This window comes from Pseudomonas sp. LFS044 (assembly GCF_047978245.1).
Taxonomy (GTDB): Bacteria; Pseudomonadota; Gammaproteobacteria; order Pseudomonadales; family Pseudomonadaceae; genus Aquipseudomonas.
Genome location: NZ_JBFPFX010000003.1, coordinates 228,812 through 251,867, shown reverse-complemented (window position 1 = coordinate 251,867; position 23,056 = coordinate 228,812). Strand labels below are relative to the sequence as shown.

The 23,056-nt window shown below is 58.9% G+C and carries 18 protein-coding genes, 4 tRNA genes and 2 pseudogenes; 15 read left to right on the top strand and 9 right to left on the bottom strand.

Annotated features, from left to right (window positions below; genetic code table 11):
* Positions 1 to 79: 79 nt before the first annotated feature.
* The 4 genes from clpB (at position 80) to ACNQPL_RS03965 (ending at position 3,305) form a co-directional block, all read left to right on the top strand.
* Positions 80 to 2,644, top strand: coding sequence for an ATP-dependent chaperone ClpB (clpB, locus tag ACNQPL_RS03980; protein WP_416466022.1), 2,565 nt, complete (start codon positions 80 to 82; stop codon positions 2,642 to 2,644).
* Positions 2,645 to 3,066: 422 nt separating this feature from the next.
* Positions 3,067 to 3,142, top strand: a tRNA-Asn gene (locus tag ACNQPL_RS03975).
* 4 nt (positions 3,143 to 3,146) lie between these two features.
* Positions 3,147 to 3,223 (top strand) — tRNA-Pro (locus ACNQPL_RS03970).
* Between the two features lie 6 nt (positions 3,224 to 3,229).
* A tRNA-Lys gene (locus ACNQPL_RS03965) sits at positions 3,230 to 3,305 on the top strand.
* Between the two features lie 145 nt (positions 3,306 to 3,450).
* Here the strand turns inward: ACNQPL_RS03965 and ACNQPL_RS03960 are convergent.
* The 3 genes from ACNQPL_RS03960 to ACNQPL_RS03950 all read right to left on the bottom strand — a co-directional run bounded on the left by ACNQPL_RS03960 (position 3,451) and on the right by ACNQPL_RS03950 (position 5,767).
* Positions 3,451 to 4,746 carry an NAD(P)/FAD-dependent oxidoreductase gene (locus tag ACNQPL_RS03960; protein ID WP_346615900.1) on the bottom strand — a complete coding sequence of 432 codons (1,296 nt, stop codon included), beginning with the start codon at positions 4,744 to 4,746 and terminating at the stop codon, positions 3,451 to 3,453.
* 84 nt (positions 4,747 to 4,830) lie between these two features.
* Positions 4,831 to 5,004: a DUF3094 domain-containing protein gene (locus ACNQPL_RS03955; RefSeq protein ID WP_346615901.1), complete on the bottom strand. Its 174-nt coding sequence runs from the start codon at positions 5,002 to 5,004 to the stop codon at positions 4,831 to 4,833.
* A 133-nt stretch (positions 5,005 to 5,137) separates the two neighbouring features.
* Positions 5,138 to 5,767 (bottom strand): DUF1780 domain-containing protein, encoded by a 630-nt coding sequence (locus tag ACNQPL_RS03950; RefSeq protein WP_346615902.1) that lies wholly within the window; start codon positions 5,765 to 5,767, stop codon positions 5,138 to 5,140.
* A gap of 35 nt (positions 5,768 to 5,802) precedes the next feature.
* Between ACNQPL_RS03950 and ACNQPL_RS03945 the strand changes: the two genes are divergently transcribed.
* Complete coding sequence (locus ACNQPL_RS03945; protein ID WP_416466020.1) at positions 5,803 to 6,549, top strand: energy-coupling factor ABC transporter permease; 747 nt, start codon at positions 5,803 to 5,805, stop codon at positions 6,547 to 6,549.
* Positions 6,550 to 6,845: 296 nt separating this feature from the next.
* Here the strand turns inward: ACNQPL_RS03945 and yacG are convergent, their stop codons facing one another.
* The 4 genes from yacG to ACNQPL_RS03925 are packed head-to-tail and all read right to left on the bottom strand — an operon-like array spanning position 6,846 to position 9,743.
* Positions 6,846 to 7,046, bottom strand: a complete 201-nt coding sequence (gene yacG / locus ACNQPL_RS03940) for a DNA gyrase inhibitor YacG (RefSeq protein ID WP_252826628.1) — start codon at positions 7,044 to 7,046, stop codon at positions 6,846 to 6,848.
* Positions 7,043 to 7,666, bottom strand: coding sequence for a dephospho-CoA kinase (coaE, locus tag ACNQPL_RS03935; RefSeq protein ID WP_416466018.1), 624 nt, complete (start codon positions 7,664 to 7,666; stop codon positions 7,043 to 7,045). The genes yacG and coaE overlap by 4 nt, the downstream gene beginning before the upstream one ends.
* Positions 7,666 to 8,532 carry a prepilin peptidase gene (locus tag ACNQPL_RS03930; protein WP_416466016.1) on the bottom strand — a complete coding sequence of 289 codons (867 nt, stop codon included), beginning with the start codon at positions 8,530 to 8,532 and terminating at the stop codon, positions 7,666 to 7,668. The genes coaE and ACNQPL_RS03930 overlap by 1 nt, the downstream gene beginning before the upstream one ends.
* A gap of 2 nt (positions 8,533 to 8,534) precedes the next feature.
* Complete coding sequence (locus ACNQPL_RS03925; protein WP_416466015.1) at positions 8,535 to 9,743, bottom strand: type II secretion system F family protein; 1,209 nt, start codon at positions 9,741 to 9,743, stop codon at positions 8,535 to 8,537.
* 211 nt (positions 9,744 to 9,954) lie between these two features.
* On the opposite strand from ACNQPL_RS03925, the gene ACNQPL_RS03920 reads away from it, so the two are divergent.
* The 4 genes and pseudogenes from ACNQPL_RS03920 to ACNQPL_RS03905 form a co-directional block, all read left to right on the top strand.
* Complete coding sequence (locus tag ACNQPL_RS03920; protein WP_346615907.1) at positions 9,955 to 10,365, top strand: pilin; 411 nt, start codon at positions 9,955 to 9,957, stop codon at positions 10,363 to 10,365.
* A 69-nt stretch (positions 10,366 to 10,434) separates the two neighbouring features.
* Positions 10,435 to 10,510: transfer RNA gene (locus tag ACNQPL_RS03915), tRNA-Thr, on the top strand.
* 176 nt (positions 10,511 to 10,686) lie between these two features.
* The gene (locus tag ACNQPL_RS03910) at positions 10,687 to 10,929 is read left to right on the top strand and encodes a hypothetical protein (RefSeq protein ID WP_416466013.1); all 243 of its coding nucleotides are present in this window, start codon (positions 10,687 to 10,689) and stop codon (positions 10,927 to 10,929) included.
* 383 nt (positions 10,930 to 11,312) lie between these two features.
* A pseudogene (locus ACNQPL_RS03905) lies at positions 11,313 to 12,003 on the top strand (tyrosine-type recombinase/integrase); the annotation flags it as partial.
* Positions 12,004 to 12,657: 654 nt separating this feature from the next.
* On the opposite strand, the gene ACNQPL_RS03900 reads toward ACNQPL_RS03905, so the two are convergent.
* Entirely contained in the window at positions 12,658 to 12,921 is a 264-nt protein-coding gene (locus tag ACNQPL_RS03900) for a hypothetical protein (RefSeq protein ID WP_416466011.1), read from the bottom strand.
* 365 nt (positions 12,922 to 13,286) lie between these two features.
* On the opposite strand from ACNQPL_RS03900, the gene ACNQPL_RS03895 reads away from it, so the two are divergent.
* The 4 genes and pseudogenes from ACNQPL_RS03895 (at position 13,287) to ACNQPL_RS03880 (ending at position 18,997) form a co-directional block, all read left to right on the top strand.
* Positions 13,287 to 15,365 (top strand): ATP-dependent nuclease, encoded by a 2,079-nt coding sequence (locus ACNQPL_RS03895; protein WP_416466010.1) that lies wholly within the window; start codon positions 13,287 to 13,289, stop codon positions 15,363 to 15,365.
* Positions 15,358 to 17,112, top strand: a complete 1,755-nt coding sequence (locus ACNQPL_RS03890; protein ID WP_416466008.1) for a UvrD-helicase domain-containing protein — start codon at positions 15,358 to 15,360, stop codon at positions 17,110 to 17,112. Before ACNQPL_RS03895 ends, ACNQPL_RS03890 begins: the two co-directional genes overlap by 8 nt.
* A 792-nt stretch (positions 17,113 to 17,904) precedes the next feature.
* Positions 17,905 to 18,116: pseudogene (locus tag ACNQPL_RS03885) on the top strand (hypothetical protein).
* Between the two features lie 80 nt (positions 18,117 to 18,196).
* Positions 18,197 to 18,997 carry a class I SAM-dependent methyltransferase gene (locus tag ACNQPL_RS03880; protein WP_416466006.1) on the top strand — a complete coding sequence of 267 codons (801 nt, stop codon included), beginning with the start codon at positions 18,197 to 18,199 and terminating at the stop codon, positions 18,995 to 18,997.
* A gap of 61 nt (positions 18,998 to 19,058) precedes the next feature.
* On the opposite strand, the gene ACNQPL_RS03875 is transcribed toward ACNQPL_RS03880, so the two are convergent.
* A complete protein-coding gene (locus ACNQPL_RS03875; RefSeq protein WP_416466004.1) occupies positions 19,059 to 20,444 on the bottom strand; it encodes a GntP family permease in 1,386 nt (461 codons plus the stop codon).
* 433 nt (positions 20,445 to 20,877) lie between these two features.
* On the opposite strand from ACNQPL_RS03875, the gene ACNQPL_RS03870 reads away from it, so the two are divergent.
* Together ACNQPL_RS03870 and ACNQPL_RS03865 are read left to right on the top strand one after the other, a co-directional pair.
* The gene (locus ACNQPL_RS03870) at positions 20,878 to 21,807 is read left to right on the top strand and encodes a malate dehydrogenase (RefSeq protein WP_416466036.1); all 930 of its coding nucleotides are present in this window, start codon (positions 20,878 to 20,880) and stop codon (positions 21,805 to 21,807) included.
* A gap of 465 nt (positions 21,808 to 22,272) precedes the next feature.
* Positions 22,273 to 22,503 carry a hypothetical protein gene (locus ACNQPL_RS03865; RefSeq protein WP_416466002.1) on the top strand — a complete coding sequence of 77 codons (231 nt, stop codon included), beginning with the start codon at positions 22,273 to 22,275 and terminating at the stop codon, positions 22,501 to 22,503.
* Positions 22,504 to 23,056: the final 553 nt, after the last annotated feature.

The following is a 23,056-nucleotide window of genomic DNA, read 5'->3' as shown; positions in this document are numbered from 1 at the left end:
TATAAGGTCATCTCAGGCAGGTTTCTTCATTAAAGGTGCTGTCCATCGCTCCGACCTGCCCTTACAGGAAGGTACTCCCATGCGAATAGACCGTTTAACCAGCAAGCTTCAATTAGCGATTTCCGATGCCCAGTCCCTGGCCGTTGGCATGGACCACCCCGCCATCGAGCCCCTGCACCTGCTGCAGGCGCTGATCGAGCAGCAAGGTGGTTCGATCAAGCCGCTGCTGATGCAGGTCGGCTTCGACATCAACAGCCTGCGCCAGGCACTGGTAAAAGAACTCGACCAGCTGCCGAAAATCCAGAACCCCACCGGCGACGTGAACATGTCGCAGGACTTGGCGCGCCTGCTCAACCAGGCCGACCGCCTGGCCCAGCAGAAAGGCGACCAGTTCATTTCCAGTGAACTGGTGCTGCTGGCCGCCATGGACGAGAACAGCAAGCTCGGCAAGCTGCTGCTGAGCCAGGGCGTAAGCAAGAAGGCCCTGGAAAACGCCATCAACAACCTGCGCGGTGGCGCGGCGGTGAATGACGCCAACGCCGAAGAGTCGCGCCAGGCCTTGGACAAGTACACCGTCGACCTGACCAAGCGTGCCGAAGAAGGCAAGCTGGACCCGGTGATCGGCCGTGACGACGAAATCCGCCGCACCGTGCAGGTGCTGCAGCGCCGCACCAAGAACAACCCGGTGCTGATCGGCGAACCCGGCGTGGGCAAGACCGCCATTGCCGAGGGCCTGGCCCAGCGCATCATCAACGGTGAAGTGCCCGACGGCCTCAAAGGCAAGCGCCTACTGGCGCTGGACATGGGTGCGCTGATCGCCGGTGCCAAGTACCGCGGCGAGTTCGAAGAGCGCCTCAAGTCGCTGCTCAACGAGCTGTCCAAGCAGGAAGGCCAGATCATCCTGTTCATCGACGAGCTGCACACCATGGTCGGCGCCGGTAAAGGCGAGGGCGCCATGGACGCCGGCAACATGCTCAAACCGGCCTTGGCCCGTGGTGAGCTGCACTGCGTCGGTGCCACCACGCTCAACGAATACCGCCAGTTCATCGAGAAGGACGCCGCCCTGGAGCGGCGCTTCCAGAAAGTACTGGTGGAAGAGCCGAGCGAGGAAGACACCATCGCCATCCTGCGCGGCCTTAAAGAGCGCTATGAAGTGCACCACAAGGTGGCCATCACCGACGGCGCCATCATTGCTGCGGCCAAGCTCAGCCACCGCTACATCACCGACCGCCAACTGCCGGACAAGGCCATCGACCTGATCGACGAAGCGGCCAGCCGCATCCGCATGGAGATCGACTCCAAGCCGGAAGTGCTCGACCGTCTCGACCGTCGCCTGATCCAGCTGAAGGTGGAATCGCAGGCACTCAAGAAAGAAGAAGACGAAGCGGCGAAAAAACGCCTGGAAAAACTGACCGAGGAAATCGAGCGCCTGGAGCGCGAGTACTCCGACCTGGAAGAAATCTGGGCGTCCGAAAAAGCCGAAGTGCAGGGCTCGGCGCAGATCCAGCAAAAGATCGAGCAGGCCCGCCAGGAGCTTGAAGCTGCCCGTCGCAAAGGCGACCTGAGCCGCATGGCCGAGCTGCAGTACGGCGTGATCCCGGACCTTGAGCGCAGCCTGCAGATGGTCGACCAGCACGGCAAGACCGAGAACCAGCTGCTGCGCAACAAGGTGACCGAGGAAGAGATTGCCGAAGTGGTGTCCAAATGGACCGGCATCCCAGTGGCCAAGATGCTCGAAGGCGAGCGCGAGAAGCTGCTGAAAATGGAAGACCTGCTGCACCAGCGCGTGATCGGCCAGAACGAAGCCGTGACTGCCGTGGCCAACGCCGTGCGCCGCTCGCGTGCCGGCCTGTCCGATCCGAACCGGCCAAGTGGTTCGTTCATGTTCCTCGGCCCGACCGGCGTGGGCAAGACCGAGCTGTGCAAGGCGCTGGCCGAGTTCCTGTTCGACACCGAAGAGGCCATGGTGCGCATCGACATGTCCGAGTTCATGGAGAAACACTCCGTGGCTCGCCTGATCGGCGCCCCACCAGGGTATGTAGGTTATGAAGAGGGTGGTTACCTGACCGAAGCGGTACGCCGCAAGCCTTACTCGGTGGTGCTGCTGGACGAGGTGGAGAAAGCCCACCCGGATGTGTTCAACGTCTTGCTGCAAGTGCTTGAAGATGGCCGCCTGACCGACAGCCACGGCCGTACCGTGGACTTCCGCAACACGGTAATCGTGATGACCTCCAACCTGGGCTCGGCGCAGATCCAGGAACTGGTGGGCGATCGCGATGCTCAGCGTGCGGCGGTGATGGACGCCTTGGGTTCGCACTTCCGTCCGGAGTTCATCAACCGGGTCGACGAAGTGGTGGTGTTCGAGCCCCTGGGCCGCGACCAGATCGCCGGTATCACCGAAATCCAGCTTGGCCGCCTGCGCAGCCGCCTGGCCGAGCGCGAACTGGCGCTGAACCTCAGCCCGGAAGCCTTGGACAAGCTGATCGCGGTGGGTTACGACCCGGTGTATGGCGCACGGCCGCTGAAGCGGGCGATCCAGCGCTGGATCGAGAACCCGCTGGCGCAGATGATCCTGGCTGGCAAATTCTTGCCGGGCTCGGCGATCACCGCCAAGGTAGAAGGCGAAGAAATCGTGTTTGCCTGATCCATCCGCTGCAAAAATCAGCCCCGCACCTGCGGGGCTTTTTTATGCCGCTGTGTTTCGGCAGCCAACGCGACCCCTTGTGGGAGCCGGCCTGCCGGCGAAGAGGGCCAGCCAAACCCCGCAAAATCAGGCCCTCGCCAGTTTTTTTCATAACTTGCTGAAATTTTTGAAAAAAACGCTTGCACGGTTTCAAGAGTGCCCCTAATATACGCCGCGTTGTCAGGCACTAAGCGAATCACCAGGAACATCGGTGTTAGCAAAACAACTTAGAAATCAGTAAGTTGAATGAAAAAAAGTGGTTGACAAGCAAAACGAAGAATGTAGAATAGCCGGCCTCAGCAGCGACAAAGCGAAAGCCAAGAAGCTGAAGAGATCGAAGCTAACACAGACTTCGAAGCAGTAAAGATGTACCGAAGTTCAGTTCCGCGATAGCTCAGTCGGTAGAGCAAATGACTGTTAATCATTGGGTCCCTGGTTCGAGTCCAGGTCGCGGAGCCAATCTCGGGGTGTAGCGCAGTCCGGTAGCGCGCCTGCTTTGGGAGCAGGATGTCAGGAGTTCGAATCCCCTCACCCCGACCATTTTCAGGGTCGTTAGCTCAGTTGGTAGAGCAGTTGGCTTTTAACCAATTGGTCGTAGGTTCGAATCCTACACGACCCACCATGTAAAGAGGGCATCTCGACAGAGATGCCCTTTTTCTTTTGTCTCGAAAAAACCACGGAGTCCGCAGCCCGCTCCCACATCAGTAAGCTGCCACAGTTGCCACACCCAAAAAAAAGCCCAGCTCACTGAGCTGGGCTTTTATCTATCAGTGCAGCTTCAGCCGCGGCTCAGTGCCCCGGCCAATCTTGCTACCCAGCATCATCATCGCCGTACGGAAGAACCCATACAGCGCCATCTGGTGCATGCGGTACAGCGACACATAGAACATCCGCGCCAGCCAGCCCTCAAGCTTCACGCTGCCCATCAGGTTACCCATCAGGTTACCCACCGCCGAGAAGCGCGACAGCGACACCAACGACCCGTAGTCCTTGTAGGCGTAGGTGGGCAGCGGCTTGTTCTCGAGGCGCGCCTTCAGGCTCTTGGCCAACATTTCCGCTTGCTGGTGCGCCGCCTGGGCGCGTGGCGGCACGTTGCGGTCACTGCCTGGTTGCGGGCAGGCGGCGCAGTCGCCGAAGGCAAAGATGTCATCGTCCCGGGTTGTCTGCAGGGTAGGGCGCACGACCAGCTGGTTGATACGGTTGGTTTCCAGGCCATCGATGTCCTTGAGGAAGCCCGGCGCACGAATACCGGCCGCCCACACCTTCAGGCTGGCCTGGATCACGTCGCCATTGGCGGTTTTCAGGCCATCCGCGGTCACTTCGCTGACCGAGGCGTTGGTCATCACCGTCACGCCGAGTTTTTCCAGTGTCTTGTGCACCGGCACACTGATGCGCTCCGGCAGTGCCGGCAGCACCCGCGGGCCGGCTTCGATCACGGTGATGTGCATGTCTTTGGGCTGAATGCGGTCCAGGCCATAGGCAGCCAGCTCGTGGGCGGCGTGGTGCAGCTCTGCCGCCAGCTCGACACCGGTGGCACCGGCGCCGACGATGGCCACGCTGATCTTTTCACTGGCCTGGTCGCCCGCGTGGGCGCGCAGGTAGTGGTTGAGCAGCTGCTGGTGGAAGCGCTCGGCCTGCTTGCGGGTGTCCAGGAACAGGCAGTGCTGCGCCGCGCCCAGGGTGCCGAAGTCGTTGGTATTGCTGCCCACGGCGATTACCAGGGTGTCGTAGCGCAGGGTGCGCGCAGGCACCAGCTCGCGGCCCTCTTCGTCGAGGGTGGCAGCCAGTTGAATCTGCTTGCCTTCACGGTCCAGGCCGCTCATGCGCCCCAGCTGGAAGTTGAAGTGGTTCCACTTGGCCTGGGCCACGTAGTTCAGTTCGTCTTCCGAGGAGTTGAGCGAGCCGGCGGCCACTTCGTGCAGCAGTGGCTTCCAGATGTGCGTGAGGTTGGCGTCGACCAGGGTGATCTCGGCCTGCTTGCGCTTGCCCAGGGTTTTACCCAGGCGGGTCGCCAGTTCCAGGCCGCCGGCGCCGCCGCCGACAATCACGATGCGATGAGTCATGGGGATATCTCATAAGGTTTACGGAATTCGTGGCCCTGGGGGCCGGCCGCAAACTGCATGAGGGGAGGGCGAGCGCAAGGCAGCTCATAGCACCAGTCCACTCAACAGGCGGCTGATGAGGCCCAACCCGATGGTCACCGCCAGCACCAGCACAAGGAGCAGCCACGGCCGGAAGGGCTTGCGCTCGACTTGGTGCTGAGGGGCTTGCAGGTACTCATCGACACGACGCTGATCTTCCGGGTTCAGTCGGCTGGTCATGGCAGGGCCTCGTCAGGTAGACGTATGTGACTGCGCGAACGCTACAGGGTTCGGGCAAGTACTTGAGACAAATGATAAAGCTTTCTATCCCTGGCGCCGAGTGTACGCCATCGCAAAGACTCTCGGCACTGGATCAAAGACTGATGCCCACGTCGAAAACGATGCTACGCCCCAGGTTGCCGCGCAAGAAATCCGGCGCGTCGGGGTGGGCGAACAGCACCCGGGCAAAGGTCGGCCCCACCAGCGACAGCGAACGCCAGCCCTGGCGCAGGTATTCGGTGGGCGGCGGGAAGTGGGTATTGAGGTCGAGCACTTCGCGCTTGAGGCTGGCGAAGGCAATGATGTCCAGCTCGCTCAGGTCCAGCCCGCGTTCCCGGTAGTTGTGTGCCTTTTTGCGCAAGGTCGGTGCCAGCCGCGCCAGCAATTCGGTGGCGGCGATGCGCCTGGGCCGGGCCTCGCGCCGCACCAGCTGAGCCAGGGAAAAGGCACTGCGCCGGCGCTGCAGCTCTTCACGCCACTCATCATTGAGGCGGCGGCCTTCATCGAGCACGAAAAACACCTCGAACGACGCATCGCGAAACAGCACATCCGGCGGCTCCTGGCCGGCCGGGGTAAATTCTTCGCCGCGATAGGGGATGTTCAGCCCCTGCAGCAGGCGCTGGCATACCCAACGCTCCCGCTCCCATTTGCGTGCATTGGAGAGGAAGGCGTTGGCTTGTTCGGCCTGGATGGTGAGCAGGCGCAGGTAGTCTGAGTCATCCATGCACACAAGCTTAGACGCTAAACCATGACGATAAGATGCTGTTTTCCAATGGGTGTAGACTCAGGTATGTCCACAGGGTAGCCAGGGGCATTCGTCAGGTGATCAGCGCGCACGTGTTGTCCAGCACCAGCCTCACACTGGGTTGGCTGGGTTATGTCCCTTTATTGCTGTGGGCGGTTAGCCGTACTCGCTGGGTGGAGCTGTTTGCCGACAGCCGCCGGCAGCACCTGCTGTTTGGCACGGTGTTCTGCCTGTTTGCGTTGTGGCTGGTCAGGCGCGATTTTGACACCGGCGTGTCGTACCACTTCATCGGTATGACCGCCGTGACCTTGCTGCTGGACTGGCCACTGGCGGTACTCGGCGGCTTTCTCGCCCAGCTCGGTTTGCTGGCGCTTGGGCGGCAAGACCTCGCAGCCCTTGGGGTCAACGGCTTGCTGCTGATCGGCCTGCCGGTGCTGATCACCGAAGTGTGCGCGATCCTGGTTGAACGCGCGCAGCCGCGTAACCTGTTCGTCTACATCTTCTGCTCGGGCTTCTTTCCCGCCGCACTGACCGTGCTGGTGTGCCTGCTGGCCGGGTTAGGGTTGCTGTGGCTCGATGGGCGTTTCGCCATGCCGGAGTGGCTCAGCGACTTTGTCGGCTACCTGTGGCTGATGATGTTCCCGGAGGCGTTCATCAACGGCATGGTGATCAGTGCCCTGGTGGTGTTCAGCCCGGAATGGCTGGAAACCTTCAATCGCACACGGTATTTGCAGGCGCCGTGGAAGGATGATGAGCGGTAATTTGTGTCGGCCTCATCGCCGGCAAGCCGGCTCCCACAAGTACCGCGCTCACCGTAATCTTTACGCCAGCCCTTGTAGGAGCTGGCTTGCCGGCGATGGCCTGCAAAGCAGGCCCAAACGCACTCAACTCAATGCCGCGGCTCCAGATCCCCCGAATACAGCTCATCTTCGGATTCTTCCGACCCCGCCGGCAAGCCGGCTCCCACAGGTACCGCGCTCGCCGTAATCTTTACGCCAGCCCTGTAGGAGCTGGCTTGCCTGCGATGGCCTGCAAAGCAGGCCCAAACGCATTCAACTCAATGCCGCGGTTCCAGATCCCCCGAATACAGCTCATCTTCGGATTCTTCCGACCCCGCAATCTTGTGCTCCTCTGCCGCCCACGCCCCCAGATCGATCAATTTGCAACGGTCAGAACAGAATGGCCGGAACGCGCTCTTCTCGCTCCATTCCACAGGTGCGCCACAGGTCGGGCAGTCGACGGTCAATGGCTGGCTCATGGCTGGCCTCCTCGTAAAGTCAGGTAAAAGTGGTGCAGTCGGTCGATCTGCGCATGCAGCGTGGCAAGGTCACTGTCGTTGACCACCACATCATCGGCGTGGCGCAAACGCTCCTCGCGGGCCAACTGAGCCTTGAGAATCGCCTGCACCTGCTCGGCACTGGTGTTGTCACGCAGCAGAGTGCGCGCCACCTGCAGCGCCTGCGGTGCATCGATCACCAGCACACGCTGGGTTTTCTGATACTGGCCAGACTCGATCAGCAGCGGCGACACATACACCGCATAGGGCGATTCGGCCTTGGCCAAGTAGCTGAAAATCTCCTGCCCGATCAGCGGGTGCAGCAGTTGTTCCAGCCATTTGCGCTGGGCCGGGTCGGCAAAGATCAGCTGGCGCAACGCCGCGCGATCGAGCTGGCCGTCTTCCTGCAATACGCCAGCGCCAAAGCGCTCGACGATGCTTGCCAGCGCCGGGCGGCCCGGCTCTACAACCCAGCGCGCCGCCTGGTCGGCATCGACCAGGTGCACGCCAAGCTCGACAAAGCGCTCGGCGGCGGCACTCTTGCCGCTGCCGATGCCGCCGGTAAGGCCGAGAATCCAGGGGGTGAAGGCCGCAGTGGTCATCAGTATCCAAGCAGTTGCAGGTATGAGGCGTATATTTCATCACCCCAGAGCACAGCAATCCACCCCGCAATGGCCAGATATGGGCCAAAAGGTATGGCGGTGCCGACCGAATGCTTGCGCAGCCTCAACAAACACACGCCGACAACCGCGCCGACCACTGACGACAGCATCAAGGTCAGCGGCACCACCTGCCAGCCGCCCCAGGCACCGATCAGCGCCAGCAGCTTGAAGTCGCCATAGCCCATGCCTTCCTTGCCGGTGATCAGTTTGAACACCCAATAAACTGCCCACAGGCTGAGATACCCGGCGACTGCCCCCCAAATGGCATGGGCTAAAGGCACCACCGTGTCGAAGGCATTGACGATCAAGCCCAGCCAGAGCATCGGCAGCACCAACACATCGGGCAACAGCTGCTGATCGTGGTCGATCAGGCTCAGCGCCAGCAGGCTCCAGGTGAACAGCAGCAGCGCCATGGCTGCCATCCCCGGCCCCGAATGCCAGGCAACGGCCACCGACAACAGCGCACAGGCCAATTCCACCAGTGGGTAACGCGCGCTGATCGGCTGCTTGCAAGCCGAGCAGCGCCCGCGCAGCGCCAGGTAACTCAACACCGGGATATTCTCCCAGGCGCGAATCGTGTGGCCGCAGTGTGGGCAACGGGAAGCGGGCAGGCACAGGTCAAAACGCTCGTGCTCGATGGTCGGCAGGCCCAGTACCTCTTGGGCCTCACGCTGCCATTGGCGCTCCAGCATGATCGGCAGGCGGTACACCACCACATTGATGAAGCTGCCAAACAACAAGCCAAGCACTGCCGCCAAGGCGGTGAAGTACGCCGGATGCTCGGCAAGCAAAGTCCAAGAATTCATGTTCAGATCAAACTACCCAACTGGAAGATCGGCAGGTACATCGCCACCACCAGGCCACCGACCAGCAAGCCCAGGATCAGCACGATGGCCGGCTCCAGCAGGCTGGTCAACTGGTCCAGCGCCTGGCTGACCTGTTCCTCGTAATGGCTGGCGGATTTTTCCAGCATCTGGTCCAGTGTACCGCTCGATTCGCCAATGGCCGTCAGCTGCACCAGCAACGGCGGAAACAACGGCTCCACCGCCATCGCCTGGTTAAGCCCCTGCCCATTGGCCATGCCCTGGCGCAGCCGCACAATGGCCTGTTCGTGCAAGTCGCTACCACTGGCCTTCGCTACTGTACCCAACGCATCGAGCAGTGGCACCCCGGCGGCGTACGCTGTGGCCAGGCTACGGGCAAATCGTGCCAAGGCTGCCTGCCCCAGCAGCTTGCCGAACACCGGCAAACGCAGCACCTGGCAAGATATCCACAGGCGCGCAGGTTCATGCTTCCGATAAAGCTCACGCACACCCAAAAACACCACAATGGCAGTTATCAACAAAGCGGACGCATGCCGGCCCAGCCCTGTGGACAAGTCGATGACCCATTGCGTGAACGCGGGCAATGCCGCATCAAACCCCGCAAACAAGCTTTGAAAGCGCGGGATCACTTCCAGCAACAAGATCGCCGACACCCCTAACCCGGTCAGCAACAGCAGCAGCGGATAAAGCATCGCCTTGCGCACCCGCTTGCGCAGCGCCTGCCCCTGCTCCAGCATGCCCGCCAGCTGTTCAAGCTGCCGGTCCAGCGTGCCCGACTGCTCCCCCACCCGCACCAGGTTGCAGTACAACCCATCAAACCACAGCGGATGGCGCTGCAACGCATCCGCCAGCCCCAGGCCCGCCGCCACATCCTGTTTCAATCGCGCCAGCAACGCCGCCTGCCCAGCGCTGCAACCACTGCGCCCCATCACGTCGAACGCCTGCAGCAACGGCACACCGGCCTTGAGCAACGTCGCCAACTGCCGGCTGAAACCTGCAGGGTCGCTCCTCTCGCGCAATGTGGGTAGCCGCCACGCCATCCCGCCGGCAGGCCGCAACCCGGCAACCCGTATGCCCTGGCGCTGCAAGCCTGCACGTACGTAAGCCGGGCTACGCCCAGCCACCTGCCCGCTGACCGCCGCGCCATTGGCATCGGTGCCGTGCCAGGCATAGAGGTGTTTCGAAGGGTTCATGCAAAGGTCCTTTTTTGCCCGTGCGACAAGCCTGGAAACAGCTTGCCGTGCCCATGAAGGGGCGCGCGTTGCTGATGCTCACTAGAGTAGTTCAGCGATGATGACGCCCTGACGGGCAGGGGTGACAAAAGGTGTCTGTTCAGGCCTACTGCGCCGCTGCCAGCCGGGGTCGAAGCGACCTCAACGAATACGTGTGAAAAAGGAACCGTTCATGAAAGGGCAACGCGGTATCACCCTGATCGAACTGATGATCGTCGTCGCGATCATCGGCATCCTGGCGACCATCGCCATACCGATGTACACCAACCACCAGTCACGCACCAAAGCGGCTGCCGGTTTGCTGGAAATTACCGCGCTGAAGACGGCGATGGACCTGCGGTTGAACGAAGGCAAGGACGTGGCGGATGTAGCGGTCCTCGGCGGCCAACCCGCGACCACCCACTGCGCGATCACTGCCCAAGGCACAGCGGCCAGCGGCACCGGCAGCATCGTCTGCACCCTGGTCGACGCCCCCGCCAACGTGGTCGGCAAAGCCGTAACCCTCACCCGTTCGGCAACCGGCTGGAGCTGCACCACCACGATCGAAGAAGACCTGGCCCCGAGCGGCTGCAAAGGGGCGTGAGGGCAGGGCAATAAGCAAGCGAAACAGGGGTTTGCGTAACGGGTGCGGCAGTGGTACGTTGCGCTACACGCCGGTGTAGCTCAGTCGGTAGAGCAGCGCACTCGTAACGCGAAGGTCGCAGGTTCGATTCCTGTCTCCGGCACCAGAAAACCGTTTCCAGATGTCGTTGGCTGTCTATGAAACGTCCCACAAAGCCCGCCTGGAGCGGGCTTTGTGGTTTCTGTCTGGCGCGTTTTGCCTGGGCGCCCCGGCATCAGCAGCCAGGCCTGTGGCATCAGGAAGAGGACGATGCCCCGTCCCCTTGGAGAAAAGGAAATCACCATGTCCAACTATCGCTGGAATGACTGGGCCGATGGAGTGACGGTTGTCCTTCAGGCAATCGTTTACATCCCAATGTTTTACATCATCCTGATGCCATGGCTTTGTCTGGCGTTGGTCAAGCTTGGAAAAATTCCGTTCTTCCCTGGTTTTTTTCAAGCGATGGCCTCGACAGGTTGGCTGGTCGCTTCTGGGCTTGTGAGCCTGATCGTGCTGTTTGTTGTGGCTCGTAGCTTGGTCCGCTGAAACGCGACGATCCCGGCACGCAGCTGCACCACGATGAGTGGGATTCAGCGCAATCGACGCTCAGGCTGAATTTGATCCACACACTACCCATACCAGATCAGTATGGAAGCCCAGTTCCGAGCCCATGCTGATCTTGACCAGTTGATTGCTGGCCCCCCTCGAGCAACTATCTTGCTCAAGATCTAAAAGCCTGCACGACTAGCACGGTGTAGCAATTGTATTCCCCAGACTCTAAAAGCCTGCACGGTCACTGTGGGAGCGGGCTTGCCCCGCGAACACGGGCGCAGCCCGTGCCATCCCACATGCAGCTCGCATTAAATTGACCTGGCCTAGTTAGTAATCACGCACGCTCCTGATACTGCTGCAATCCTCATTTGGGGTTGCGCACTCTCGAACGCGTGGCCTTGGACTGACATAAGGAAATGTGCGTGAAGTGGGCGCTTGGCCATTCGAGGACCGTGCTCAGCCGTTTGAAGACTCACGTACTCCGCTACTGGGCGCACGCGCCTTGTTGATCTGGATGCCTTCGACCTCAGGCAGTCGCTGGAAGCGATCAAGAAACGCCGCGCGGTCGATGTGGGCTAGAGGGTGCAAAACTACCTACAGAGCATCATGCGTGAGGCTAAGCGGCTACGGCTGATCACGGTGAACCCTGCATATGATCTTGAGGGCTTCATCAGCGCGCCACGGGTTACGCACCGGCCTGCACTCCCGCTGTCAGGCCTGCCTGAGTTGATGGGCCGCATCGAGAACTACAAGGGGCGCACGCTCACTCGGTTGACCGTCATGCTGTCGCTGCATGTGTTCGTACGCTCCAGCGAATTGCGCTTCGCACGTTGGAGTGAGTTCGATCTGAAGCGCGGTATGTGGGAGATACCTGAGACGCGGCCCGCTTTGGATGGCGTCCCATATTCGACCAGAGGCACGAAGATGGCGGGCGACATCCATCTGGTCCCGCTTTCACCGCAAGCGGTGGTGTTGCTCGAACAGATTCATGCGATTACGGGGTACTTCGATCTGGTGTTCACCAGTGACGCTCGCTCGTGGAAGCCTATGTCCGAGAACACGGTACATAGGCTGAAGTTTCGTGTATTGGTTCTTGTCGTTGCCCTGTGATCCAGCGATCCCAATCCATGTGGTAGAAGTAACTGGGCTGCATTGTCTCGGGGCTGTTGTCAGGGTTGAGCAGAGTGCTGAGTTTAGAGCGAATCACCTTCTCTGCTGCCTTATAGGTATGCTGCATGCTATCGCTTTTGATGCGGCCAGCAAGATCCTGTGCAGTGACTATTAGGCGGGCAGATTCCAGCCATGCAAGACGGCTTCTATAGAGTTTGCCATTTATGGGGCTCTTAAGCTTATCCAAGGCTTCGTTAAGGCATTCAAGCGATTGTTTGCTATAAACCTCATCGTCTCGAATTTCCTTTTCCTGAGCGATTCCAGAAAGCTGAGTAGAAATGGTATCTGATTGAGTTTTTATAGTGGCTATGATACCGATGAATCCAAGAGCGGATATTAAAGTTGACAGTACCCCCCGAAGTAGTCGCCAAACACGCCCCAATCAGCAGGGATTGTGCTTAACCCGGATGCAGAGAATTGCCAGAGCCAAGGTGCTGCTACTGCCGTTGTGCAAATCATTAATGCAATGGCAGCGATAGGTGCCCAATTCTTTGTTATATTGTGCTTTTTGGTGGTAGCCTCCACTGCCACACGAGTCATCTATTGAGTCCCTTAAAATTTATCAGCACGCAGGTCTAGGCTAATTAGTAGCCCTTTAACAATGTCATGGCAGTCCTTCTCAGGCATATCTGTTGTAATGCTAATCAAACCAACGCTGTTCCTTTTAACTGCGCAGCCTATATCCTCAAAGTGAGTTACTATGTCTGAGTAGAATGCCTCAAGCTTCTGCTCTTGCTCATCGGTGGAGAGTTCGTCTCGCATTGGATTAGTCGGGGTTGGCCCTTGGTAGTAGGGTATGTAGCTGTAGGTTTTCATGTGACACCATTGGTAGTTAGATTGAGGTCGAGTCTATCTAAGCGATTTAGTTGCTGCAATTACATTCATGTGTTCGGAGCATTTTCTGCTCGAACGCGAGCGTTCGTGAAATCTGTCAAAGCTTAGCTATTCAGGCTACCCACAATTCGCGTAGAAGCGCGAAATTCGGGTTGTTTTCTAACCAGCCTGATCGCGACGAAGATTTTCACACCGCCTGGGCGGGAAGCGGTCATTCGTGAATGGCTGCTTCCCATCCAAACCTATTGGTCGCGGACAGCGAGTGCTTTGAGGAGAATTGTCCTGGCATTGACTACTCCAATTCAGCATCTACAGTGATGGCCATACGATTTCACGGTAGGGACATCATGCGGATCGAGCGCGTTGAGATTCAAAATTTCAGACTGCTTCAGAATATCAGCCTTGGCCTAGAAGACGGCACGACGCTGATTGTCGGACGCAACAACTGTGGCAAAACCTCCATCGCTGAGGTGTTTCGTCGGCTCCTTTCAGACAGGGCTCCCTCTTTCAGGCTTGAGGATTTCTCCCTGGGAAGTCACGAAGAGTTTTGGACGGCATTCAATGCATTTCACGGCGAGATAGCCCGCTCCGATGTTGCCGCCATGCTTCCCGTTATCAGGGTCACACTGGACATTTCCTATGACATTGATGCCCCAGATCTGGGGCCGCTCAGCGAATGTATCGTAGACCTAGATCCAGATTGTTCTTGTGCGCGCATCGTCTTGACCTATGGACCACGGGCGACAGCCCTTGAGTCGCTTTTCGCGGAAATCATTGCTCCCAACGCGGAGCAGGGGGATCAACGTCCTGGCTTTTTCAGCCTGATAAAGAAACGCCTGGCCGCGGCCTACGAGCCTCGCCTGGAAGCGGTCGACCCCAACGATCCTACGAACCGCAAGCACCTCGACCTTAAAGCACTCACTACGTTGATCCGTGGCGGATTCATCAATGCGCAACGGGGCCTAGATGACGATACACACCGAGAGCGCGATGTTCTTGGGAAGGTGGTGGAGGTACTGTTCCAATCGGCATTGACCGACCCCACAGATCCCGAGAAGCGAACCACAGCCGAACAGCTCCATGGCGCAGTGGAGAAGATTCAAAAGGAGCTGCATGACGGTTTCAACGCCGGATTGACCTCGCTGCTCCCTACGTTCGAGCTTTTCGGCTATCCAGGCTTAGATGACCCAGGCCTCACCACCGTGACCACTTTCGATGTCGAGCGCCTGCTTAAAGACCACACGCAGGTCAGATACAGGGGGGTAAACGGCCTGACCCTCCCGGAAAGCTACAACGGACTCGGCGTCCGTAACCTGGTGTACATACTTCTGCAATTACTGAAATTCTTCAGGGAGTTCCAAGCTACGCCGGCAGCAGCAAGCGTACACCTAATCTTCATTGAGGAGCCTGAGGCCCATCTGCATCCGCAAATGCAGGAGGTCTTCATCCGACAATTGCACCTGATCAAGGGCGCGTTCGAGCAGCAACTGAATGACAGCCGTCCTTGGCCAGTGCAGTTTGTAATTTCTACCCACTCTCCGCACATGGCCAACGAAGCGCGCTTCGAAACCATGCGTTACTTTCTCTCTGTGACCGATGAACACGGGATTCGGCAGTCCAAGGTCAAGGACTTGAGGTGGGGTATGGGCGGGGCTCCAGCACCGGACAGAGATTTTCTGTATCAGTACCTGACGCTCACTCGCTGCGACCTTTTCTTTGCGGACAAAGCCATCTTGATCGAGGGAACATCAGAACGATTGCTGCTGCCAACCATGATCGCCAAAACTGATGCAGCTGCGGTCGGTGAGCCTCAGCTGGCAAGTCAGTATTTGACGGTTATGGAGGTTGGCGGCGCATACGCACATCGGTTCCATGACCTTCTTAATTTCCTGGAACTGCGGACGCTGATCGTGACTGACATTGACTCCGTTAAGCCGAACGCAGAGAGAAAACGAAAAGCCTGTCCTGTTGCGGAGGGGCTGTACACGAGCAATGCCTGCCTTAAAGACTGGTTTGAGGCCGAAGTCACTCCTGGCCAACTGCTGGCGAAAACGTCAGCAGAGAAGACCAGAGGATTGAGGCGTATCGCCTACCAAATTCCGGAGGGGAACGAACCCGGGCCTTCAGGCAGAAGCTTTGAGGACGCGTTCATCCTGGCGAACCTTGATCGATTTCAGCTGGGGCAGGGCGATGTGGCATCCCTAGCTTACGAGCATGCGGCGGAGCAGAAAAAGTCAGCTTTTGCGTTGAAATACGCGATCGATGATACGAACTGGAACGTGCCTAGATACATCGCTGAAGGATTGCGTTGGCTCGCAGTCGGGGCGCCGGTCGTTGATACCCAAATGGCTGCTCGGACCATGGCCGCAGTGGTTGAGGCTGTTGGCGAAGCAGTGGCCGCTGAAGGAGGGCAAGGCGATGCGTGACATTCAGGAAAGCCCCGCGGACAGAGCAGGGCGAGAAGCTCTGGAGCGCATGTTCGCTTGTTTGGATGAAGGTCAAAGCTTTCGCCTGGAAGCAGGTGCTGGAGCTGGTAAGACCTATTCGCTGGAGAAGGCACTGAGTCGATTGATTGAGCACCGAGGTCCAGCGTTGATCCGGGAGCGTCAGCAAGTCGCGTGTATCACTTACACAAATGTGGCAAAAGACGAGATCATCTCTCGCTTCCAGGCGCACCCTGCAATTCAAGCCGAGACTGTGCATGGTTTCTGCTGGTCATTGCTCAGAGACTTTCAATCATCACTGAGAGCATTCCTTGGCGCAGAAGCTTTTTGGCAAGATCGCTTTGAAACGGTGGGAGGCGTAGGCAACAGGCGCATCCATTACGAAATGGGTATTCCACGCGTATCGGAGGACGAAGTCTCGATTCGGCACGAAGATGTTCTGACCTTGATGGTTCAGGCGCTTCCGTCTCCGAAGTTTAGGGCCGTATTGACGTCCCGATATCCGATCCTGTTTGTCGACGAGTATCAGGACACGGATGAGCATTTTGTCGGTGCACTGAAATCGTGGTTTCTAGATCGCGGTGAGGGGCCGATGATTGGCCTGTTTGGTGACCATTGGCAAAAAATTTACGATGAGGGCTGCGGCCTGGTAGAGCATGAGGCACTCCAGCCGATCGAAAAAAATGCGAATTTTCGCTCGGCATCGCGGATTGTCGATGTGTTGAATCAGATGCGACCAGGCTTGCAACAGGAGGTAAGAGATCCGGACTTGATCGGTGAAGCCCGGGTGTTCCATACCAATCGCTGGCCTGGAGCACGGCGCACGGGAGCCGGGGGTGGACACTGGACTGGCGACACCAGCCCTGAAGCGGCTCGTGCTTACTTCGAATGCTTGAAAGTTCAGCTAAACGTCGAAGGATGGGACCTCTCTCCCCAGAAGACCAAGATTCTGATTTTGAACCACAGAGGCATTGCTCGTGAGCAGGGGTACTCCTCGATCCCTCCCATTTTTGGACAGTTCAACGATCCCTGGCTGAAGAAGGAAGATCCCCATATCAAGTATCTGGCAGATCAGCTTGAGCCAGCATGTGTCGCATATCAACAGCGTAGATACGGCGCCATGTTTGGGCACCTGGCAAGCGATCGGCCAACGATTCAAAGGCACAGCGACAAAGTCGCTTGGACTGAAGCAATGGAGGCGCTTCTCGAACTGAGGTTGACCGGTACCATCGGCGAGGTGATTGACCACATCATGGCCGTACCGCAGATGCAACTCCCCAATGCGGTGCTACGAAATGAGCAAGGGTTACAGGACGCCGGTGTAGAACCAGGTGAGGACGAGCCGCGCAGGATTACTCAGCTTCGAAAGCTAAGGGAAGTTCCTTACTCGGAGCTGACAGCGCTGGACCAATTCATCGATGGGCATACGCCGTTCGCGACAAAACACGGGGTAAAGGGAGCTGAGTTCGAAAACGTGATCGTTGTGCTGGGCCGAGGCTGGAACCAATATAATTTCGCTGAAATGCTTGAGTGGTTTCAGCCGGGGCCACCGGCGAACAGGCGTGAGAAATTCGAAAGCAATCGTAACCTCTTCTACGTCGCGTGTTCTCGTCCCAAAGTCCGTTTAGCTTTGCTTTTTACTCAACTGCTAAGCCCGGCAGCGCTAGCTCAGATCACAGCCTGGTTCGGCGCTGAGCATGTATTCGAGTTGCCTGCTAACCCTGGTTGAGAATTCTCGTGCAGCTCTCATGGTGTAGGTTAGTCGGCGCATGTCACATCCGACTAACCACCATCCCGTCCTCGTAATCCTTCAGAGCCCTGCTCAACGATTGGTCCAAGGTACTACAGTTAAGCGAAATTTCGCAGTGCTGCGCGTCTTGATGGCCGCTCATGCCCGACTGCTCCCTTTTGGTAAAGGCAGCTTAGTGTCGATAACTGCAATCCTCTAGAAGAGCCTGAAGCTGACCTTAGCGAATGGATGGCAGAATGCCTCAGCGCATTTCATCATCCTGTCAGGTTTTTTCACGGCGGCCGGGAGCCTAGAAACAGGCTGAGGATAATTTTAGAGATAATGAGTCATACCCTGAAGAACAATACCCATTGAATTCAGCCTCTTTCGTGTTGATACGATTCCTGTCTCCGGCACCATTTAAAAGACCTGATTGCCATTTCCCGCGATCAGGCCTCAAGCAAAGCGCACCCCGCCCCAGCCTCCCAGAACTGCACCCACCTTTTTTGTGTCCGCAGTTTCGTGTAATGGCGGCTGTGCGTGGGAGACCTTCGGCTCTGCCGGGTTCCTTTTCCTCGGTTCGCCAACCTGCGTACAGCTGCCACCCTAACCGTTTGGCGACGGTCAGCGTGGTGCATCAACTGAAAAGGACTTCATGCATGCTTACCGCAAGTCCATCCAGGTTCCTCGCATCCGTTCTCCGCCGCCGTTCCTCGCCGGCTCCGCAGCCTCACCGTTTCTCTCCCATATACGATCCATCCCGTCCCACGTGCGCACCAAGGCAGGTGCCGCATGACAGACCTCGAACGCTTATCCACAATCCAAAGCTACGCCTGGACTCTCGAACTGCTCGGCGAAGCATTGGTCCAGCACGACGAGATGCTCGAGTGCGAACATAACCCTCTGCAGGTATTCACCAGGCGATCCGCATCATCAGCCGGCTGGCCAGTGAGCAATGCGGCAAGATGATCGATCCCAACGACGTGTGTGATCCAGCCGATTGAAGCAGGCACCGCTGCCGCCAGCCAAGCGCTGGCGCAGCTGCTAATGTCAGACACCTCAACAATCAAAGCTGAGGTTCAAGATGGTTTCGCACAAGGATGTCATCGCCAGCAACCGTGACGCGTGGAATGCCTCCGCCGACCATCACCGGCGCAGCGCTGAGTGGGCTCGACTAACCGACGCAGTGGCGGACAAGGGCTTTTCCTGCCTCGATTCGACCCTTACTGAACAGTTGAACCAAGTAGGCCTGACGGGAAAGGCCGTCATCCAGTTGGGCTGCAACAATGGCCGCGAAGCACTATCGCTGTTTGCCCTCGGCGCACTGGAAGTGATGGGTGTCGATCAGTCTTCGGAATTTCTCAAGCAGGCGCATGAGCTGGCCGAGAGATCCCATTACTCACCCGAGTTCGTCGAGGCAGACATTCACGAGTTGCCGGCAACGCTCAACGAACGCTTCGATGTCGCCTTGATCACCATCGGTGTTGTGAACTGGATGCCCGACCTCGGTCTGTTCTTCAGCCACGTTGCCAGGACGCTGAAACCGGGCGGGAAGTTGGTGATATACGAGACGCACCCGTTTCTGGAAATGCTCGATCCCGAAGCCAGCGACCCATGGCGCATCAGCACGTCCTACTTCCAGGCCGAGCCGCTGGTCGAGTCCGTCGCAATTGTCTACGAAGGCAAGGGCGAGGCGAACGGGCAGCAGTCTTACTGGCATGTGCACCGGCTGAGCGATCAGCTCATGGGTGTCGTTGGTGCGGGGCTGAGGCTTTGCGCATTCAACGAATACGCGCATTCCAATCGGGAGGATCTTTACGACGTCTACACGCAGGGAGAGGCGCAGATACCCATGTGTTACGCCCTGGTAGCAGAGAAACTGTGAGGCGGCAGGGGGCTGCTATGCAGCCCATCGCCGGCAAGCCAGCTCCCACCGGGCATCCGGTTCAACCCACTGTAATCGCCGCGTTCAACACCAACACCACGATCAAGCCAACCACTGCCACGATGGACTGAACCACCGAGATGGTCTTGGTCGCTTCGCCCATGGTCATGCCGAAGGACTCCTTCACCATCCAGAAGCCTGCATGGTTGGCATAGTTGAAGAACAGCGAACCGCAGCCGATGGACAAGGCCAGCAAAGGCAGGTTGAGGCTAGGGTCTGCACCTGCCAGCGGCGCCAGCAGGCCGGCAGCCCCTACGATACCGACCGTGGCGGAACCGGTAGACACCGAGAGCAACATCGCGATCAGCCACCCCAGAATCAGGGGAGGGAAGGCAGATTGCTGGGTCAGGTGCACAATGGCATCGCCAACCTTGGCGCTGGTCAGCATCTCCTGGAAGGCACCGCCACCGGCAATGATCATGATGATCGAGGCAATCGGCTTGAGGCTTTTGCCCAGCCCATCGCGCAGCTGATCTGCGTCGCCGCCGCGCGCCAGTACCAGGCTCGCACCGGCGAACAGTACGCCAAGCAGCATGGCGATCAGCGGGTTGCCCAGGAAACTGGCCATCTCCAGCAGCGCATTGCCTTTGGGCAGCAGCATCTCGGCGACGGCATGCACCAGCATCAGGATGGCCGGCAGCAATGCGGCCAGCATGCCGACCATTACCCCGGGACGGGGTTGGCCATCGGCTTTTTCAGCCAGTGTGAACTGGTCCAGCAATGCCTGATCGGGCCGCGTGGTCATGCGCGGTGAAATGAACATGCCGTACAGCGGGCCGCCCAGGATCATTGCTGGAATGGCGGCAAGGAAGCCATACAGCATGGTGGGCCCAACCGAGGTCTTGAGCACGGCGATGGCGGTCAGGGGGCCTGGGTGCGGCGGTACCATGCCGTGCATGGCGGCAAGCGCCGAAATGACCGGCACACCTACATACACATACGCCGAGCCTTTGAAGCGCGCCTTGCTTTCCAGTTTGCGCGCCACGCTGAATATCAGCGGCAGCATGATCACCAGGCCGACTTCGAAAAACATGGGGATGCCAATGACGAAGGCAACCAGCATCATGGCCCAAGGGATCATGCGGTCGGAGGTGCGCTTGAGGATGACATCCGCGACTTGTTCCGTGACGCCTGCGTCAGCCAGGATCTTGCCGAGCATCGCACCCAGCGCAATCACCACCCCCACTGCGCCCAGTGTCTTGCCGGCGCCGGTGAGCAGGTGGGCGACGATGCTGCCTGGCGCCATATGCGTCGCGAAGCCCACGCCAATGGACACCACCAGCAAGGCCAGCAGCGGGTGCATTTTCAGGCGCGAAACGATGAGCGCCACCAGCACCAGAACGCTGGCCAGTGCCGTCAGTAATAGCTGTATATCCAAGGGGGTCATTCAAGGAGTCTCGGTTGGGCTGGCGCTAGGGCTGCACTCAGGGTTTGAAGGCGTGACGGGCGTTTCCACGGGGCATGCCCAGGTGGCTGCCGTTGGGGCTGCTGCTACGGTTTCGAGGAAGGGAACGCGGCGTTGCGCTAGCTGCCGCTCACAGGCGGGCGCCTGGTAACGGAAGATGGGCAGCAGGGAGGCGTGGCGCTGAGGCCGGCGGGCGGGGGTGTGGCGACGGGGCACTTGGGCAGCATAGTCATCGGTTGATTCACCTTGTTGTATGGTCATCTATATGAATCTGGCCAAAGTATTTGCGCTGCCGTGGAATACTGTCAAGTGAAGGTCGTCGCATCGTCTTGGGTGGCCATTTAGCCCCGGCAGGCAATACTTCTCTCTATATGCAGGCGTGTTCCTGGTGGCGCGCGCCGCTGGGAGGTGTCTGGTGAACAAATTAACGATTGTGGGTGCCGGCCTGGTCGGTGAGGCGGCGGCGCAGATCATCGCCCGGGATGAGTTGTGCCGTGAGCTGGTGTTGATGGACGTGCAGGGTGAACTGGCGCAGGGCAAGGCGCTGGACGTTTGGCAGGCGGCTGTGGATTCAGGTTCCGATACCCATGTTCACGGCGGGGCCAAAGCCGAGATCCTGGAGGGTTCCGAGCTGGTGGTGATCACGGCGGGCGTGCCGCGCAAGCCCGGCCAGTCGCGGCAGGATGTATTGAGCACCAACCTGCCAATCCTCGACAGCATCATGGCGGATATCAAACACCACGCGCCGACAGCGACGGTGCTGGTGGTGTCCAACCCGGTCGATGTGCTCACCTACCGCGCCTGGCGCGTCAGCGGGCTAGGGCGCGACAAGGTCTTCGGGCAGGCGGGGGTGCTGGATACCGCGCGCATGAAGTGCTTCATCGCCGAGCAAACCGGGTTTTCTGCACGGGATATCACGGCGCTGGTGCTGGGCGGGCATGGCGACAGCATGGTGCCGCTGATGCGCTACTGCCAGATCGGCTCGGTGCCGCTGTCGCACTTTTTGTCCGATGAGCAGATCGAGCAGATTGTCGAGCGCACCCGTAAGGGCGGCGGTGAAATTCTGGGGTTGAAGAAGATGGGGAGCGCCTGCGATGCACCGGGCGTGGCCATTGCGCAGATGGTTGATGCGATCGCCAATGGGCGGAACCGTATTTTGCCGGCGGTGGCGATTCTCGAGGGCGAGTATGGCCGAACGGATATCGCCATGGGTGTGCCCTGTGTATTGGCAGAGAAGGGGCTTGCGCGGGTGATCGAGTTGCCGCTGGATGCGCAGGAACAGGCGATGTTCGATCACTCAGCAGATCAGGTAGTGCGTGATATTGCTGAGATGAAGGCTTTGTGAGCGGGTGTGAAATGCCATATGCCTACGGCACACGCAACCCTTTCACATGACGGGACGCTTGCGTAAACAGTGGTCGGGGGATAAATTCCCTCCATCGCCGAAGCATCGGCGATGCGACCTTGGCCGGTCGGAATCGAAAGGCGCATCAGCGCCCCAGTCTTCATCGCAGGCGCTTTTTTTGTGCCCGCGATGTCGTGTTATGGCGGTGGTGCGCGGGACACCTTCGGGTGTGCCGGGCTCCTTTCGTCCCGGTCGGCCAACCCGCGTACTGCTGCCACCTTAACTTGCTTGGCCGCGAGCGGTGGCAGTTCCACAACGAAAGGAACTCATGCATGACCACCCGAAATCTATTACGGATCCTCGCATCCGCTCTCCGCCGCCGTCCCGCGCCGGCGCCCAAGCCTCACCGTTTCTACCCGATCTACGATCCATCCCGTCCCACCTGCGCACCCAGGCAGGTACCCCATGACTGACCTCGAACGCTTATCCACAATCCAGAGCTACGCGTGGACGCTCGAACTGCTCGGTGAAGCCTTGGTGCAACACGACGAGATGCTTGAGTGCGAACACAACCCGCAGCTGAGCTTTCGAAGCACTGCCGGAATCCATCAGGCCATTCGAATCATCAGTCGGCTGGCCAGTGAGCAGTGTGGGAAGATGACTGAACTCAGCGATCAGCGTGATCTGACCCACTAGTAGAAAGGCTCCATCGCCGGCCGTGACGCTGGCGATGGAGCGCAGAAGTGCGACTAAGGAGTGGCTAACTCTTGAGTCAGCTCAGGATGCTTGAGGATCAAACGCATCAGGCACAACACATCGCCTGGCGGAACGAAGCGGCCTTGTTCCCAATCGCGCAATGTAGCCACCCCGGTGACCTTGCTGATTTCAGCGGGGCTGATGTTGGCTCATTAGCCGCGACGGACATCCTAACTGCGCATGAGTAGACATGGCGGTGTTTGGCTATTTCTTCTTGATTCCTACAAAACTTAAGGACGTTTCCCACGGCCATGAACCTTGCCCTGGGGTGAGCTGTGGGGATAAATTTCCATAGTCGCGGCAAATTCCGTGACCGGGCGTAGGAACCCGTTGGTAAACTTGGCGCACGCATTAGGCGCCCCCTGCACCGCAGCTGGCGCTTTTTTTGTGCCAGTCGTGCTGTGTCATGGCGGCTGTGTGTGGGCAGGCTTCGGCCTGGCCGGGTTTCCAAGTTTCCCGGTATTCCTACCCCATGCACAGCTGCCACCCAATC

Coding starts and splice junctions, on each gene's coding strand:
- clpB (WP_416466022.1), top strand. CDS start 80: ATGCGAATAGACCGTTTAACCAGCAAGCTTCAATTAGCGATTTCCGAT.
- ACNQPL_RS03960 (WP_346615900.1), bottom strand. CDS start 4,746: ATGACTCATCGCATCGTGATTGTCGGCGGCGGCGCCGGCGGCCTGGAA.
- ACNQPL_RS03955 (WP_346615901.1), bottom strand. CDS start 5,004: ATGACCAGCCGACTGAACCCGGAAGATCAGCGTCGTGTCGATGAGTAC.
- ACNQPL_RS03950 (WP_346615902.1), bottom strand. CDS start 5,767: ATGGATGACTCAGACTACCTGCGCCTGCTCACCATCCAGGCCGAACAA.
- ACNQPL_RS03945 (WP_416466020.1), top strand. CDS start 5,803: ATGCTGTTTTCCAATGGGTGTAGACTCAGGTATGTCCACAGGGTAGCC.
- yacG (WP_252826628.1), bottom strand. CDS start 7,046: ATGAGCCAGCCATTGACCGTCGACTGCCCGACCTGTGGCGCACCTGTG.
- coaE (WP_416466018.1), bottom strand. CDS start 7,666: ATGACCACTGCGGCCTTCACCCCCTGGATTCTCGGCCTTACCGGCGGC.
- ACNQPL_RS03930 (WP_416466016.1), bottom strand. CDS start 8,532: ATGAATTCTTGGACTTTGCTTGCCGAGCATCCGGCGTACTTCACCGCC.
- ACNQPL_RS03925 (WP_416466015.1), bottom strand. CDS start 9,743: ATGAACCCTTCGAAACACCTCTATGCCTGGCACGGCACCGATGCCAAT.
- ACNQPL_RS03920 (WP_346615907.1), top strand. CDS start 9,955: ATGAAAGGGCAACGCGGTATCACCCTGATCGAACTGATGATCGTCGTC.
- ACNQPL_RS03910 (WP_416466013.1), top strand. CDS start 10,687: ATGTCCAACTATCGCTGGAATGACTGGGCCGATGGAGTGACGGTTGTC.
- ACNQPL_RS03900 (WP_416466011.1), bottom strand. CDS start 12,921: ATGAAAACCTACAGCTACATACCCTACTACCAAGGGCCAACCCCGACT.
- ACNQPL_RS03895 (WP_416466010.1), top strand. CDS start 13,287: ATGCGGATCGAGCGCGTTGAGATTCAAAATTTCAGACTGCTTCAGAAT.
- ACNQPL_RS03890 (WP_416466008.1), top strand. CDS start 15,358: ATGCGTGACATTCAGGAAAGCCCCGCGGACAGAGCAGGGCGAGAAGCT.
- ACNQPL_RS03880 (WP_416466006.1), top strand. CDS start 18,197: ATGGTTTCGCACAAGGATGTCATCGCCAGCAACCGTGACGCGTGGAAT.
- ACNQPL_RS03875 (WP_416466004.1), bottom strand. CDS start 20,444: ATGACCCCCTTGGATATACAGCTATTACTGACGGCACTGGCCAGCGTT.
- ACNQPL_RS03865 (WP_416466002.1), top strand. CDS start 22,273: ATGACTGACCTCGAACGCTTATCCACAATCCAGAGCTACGCGTGGACG.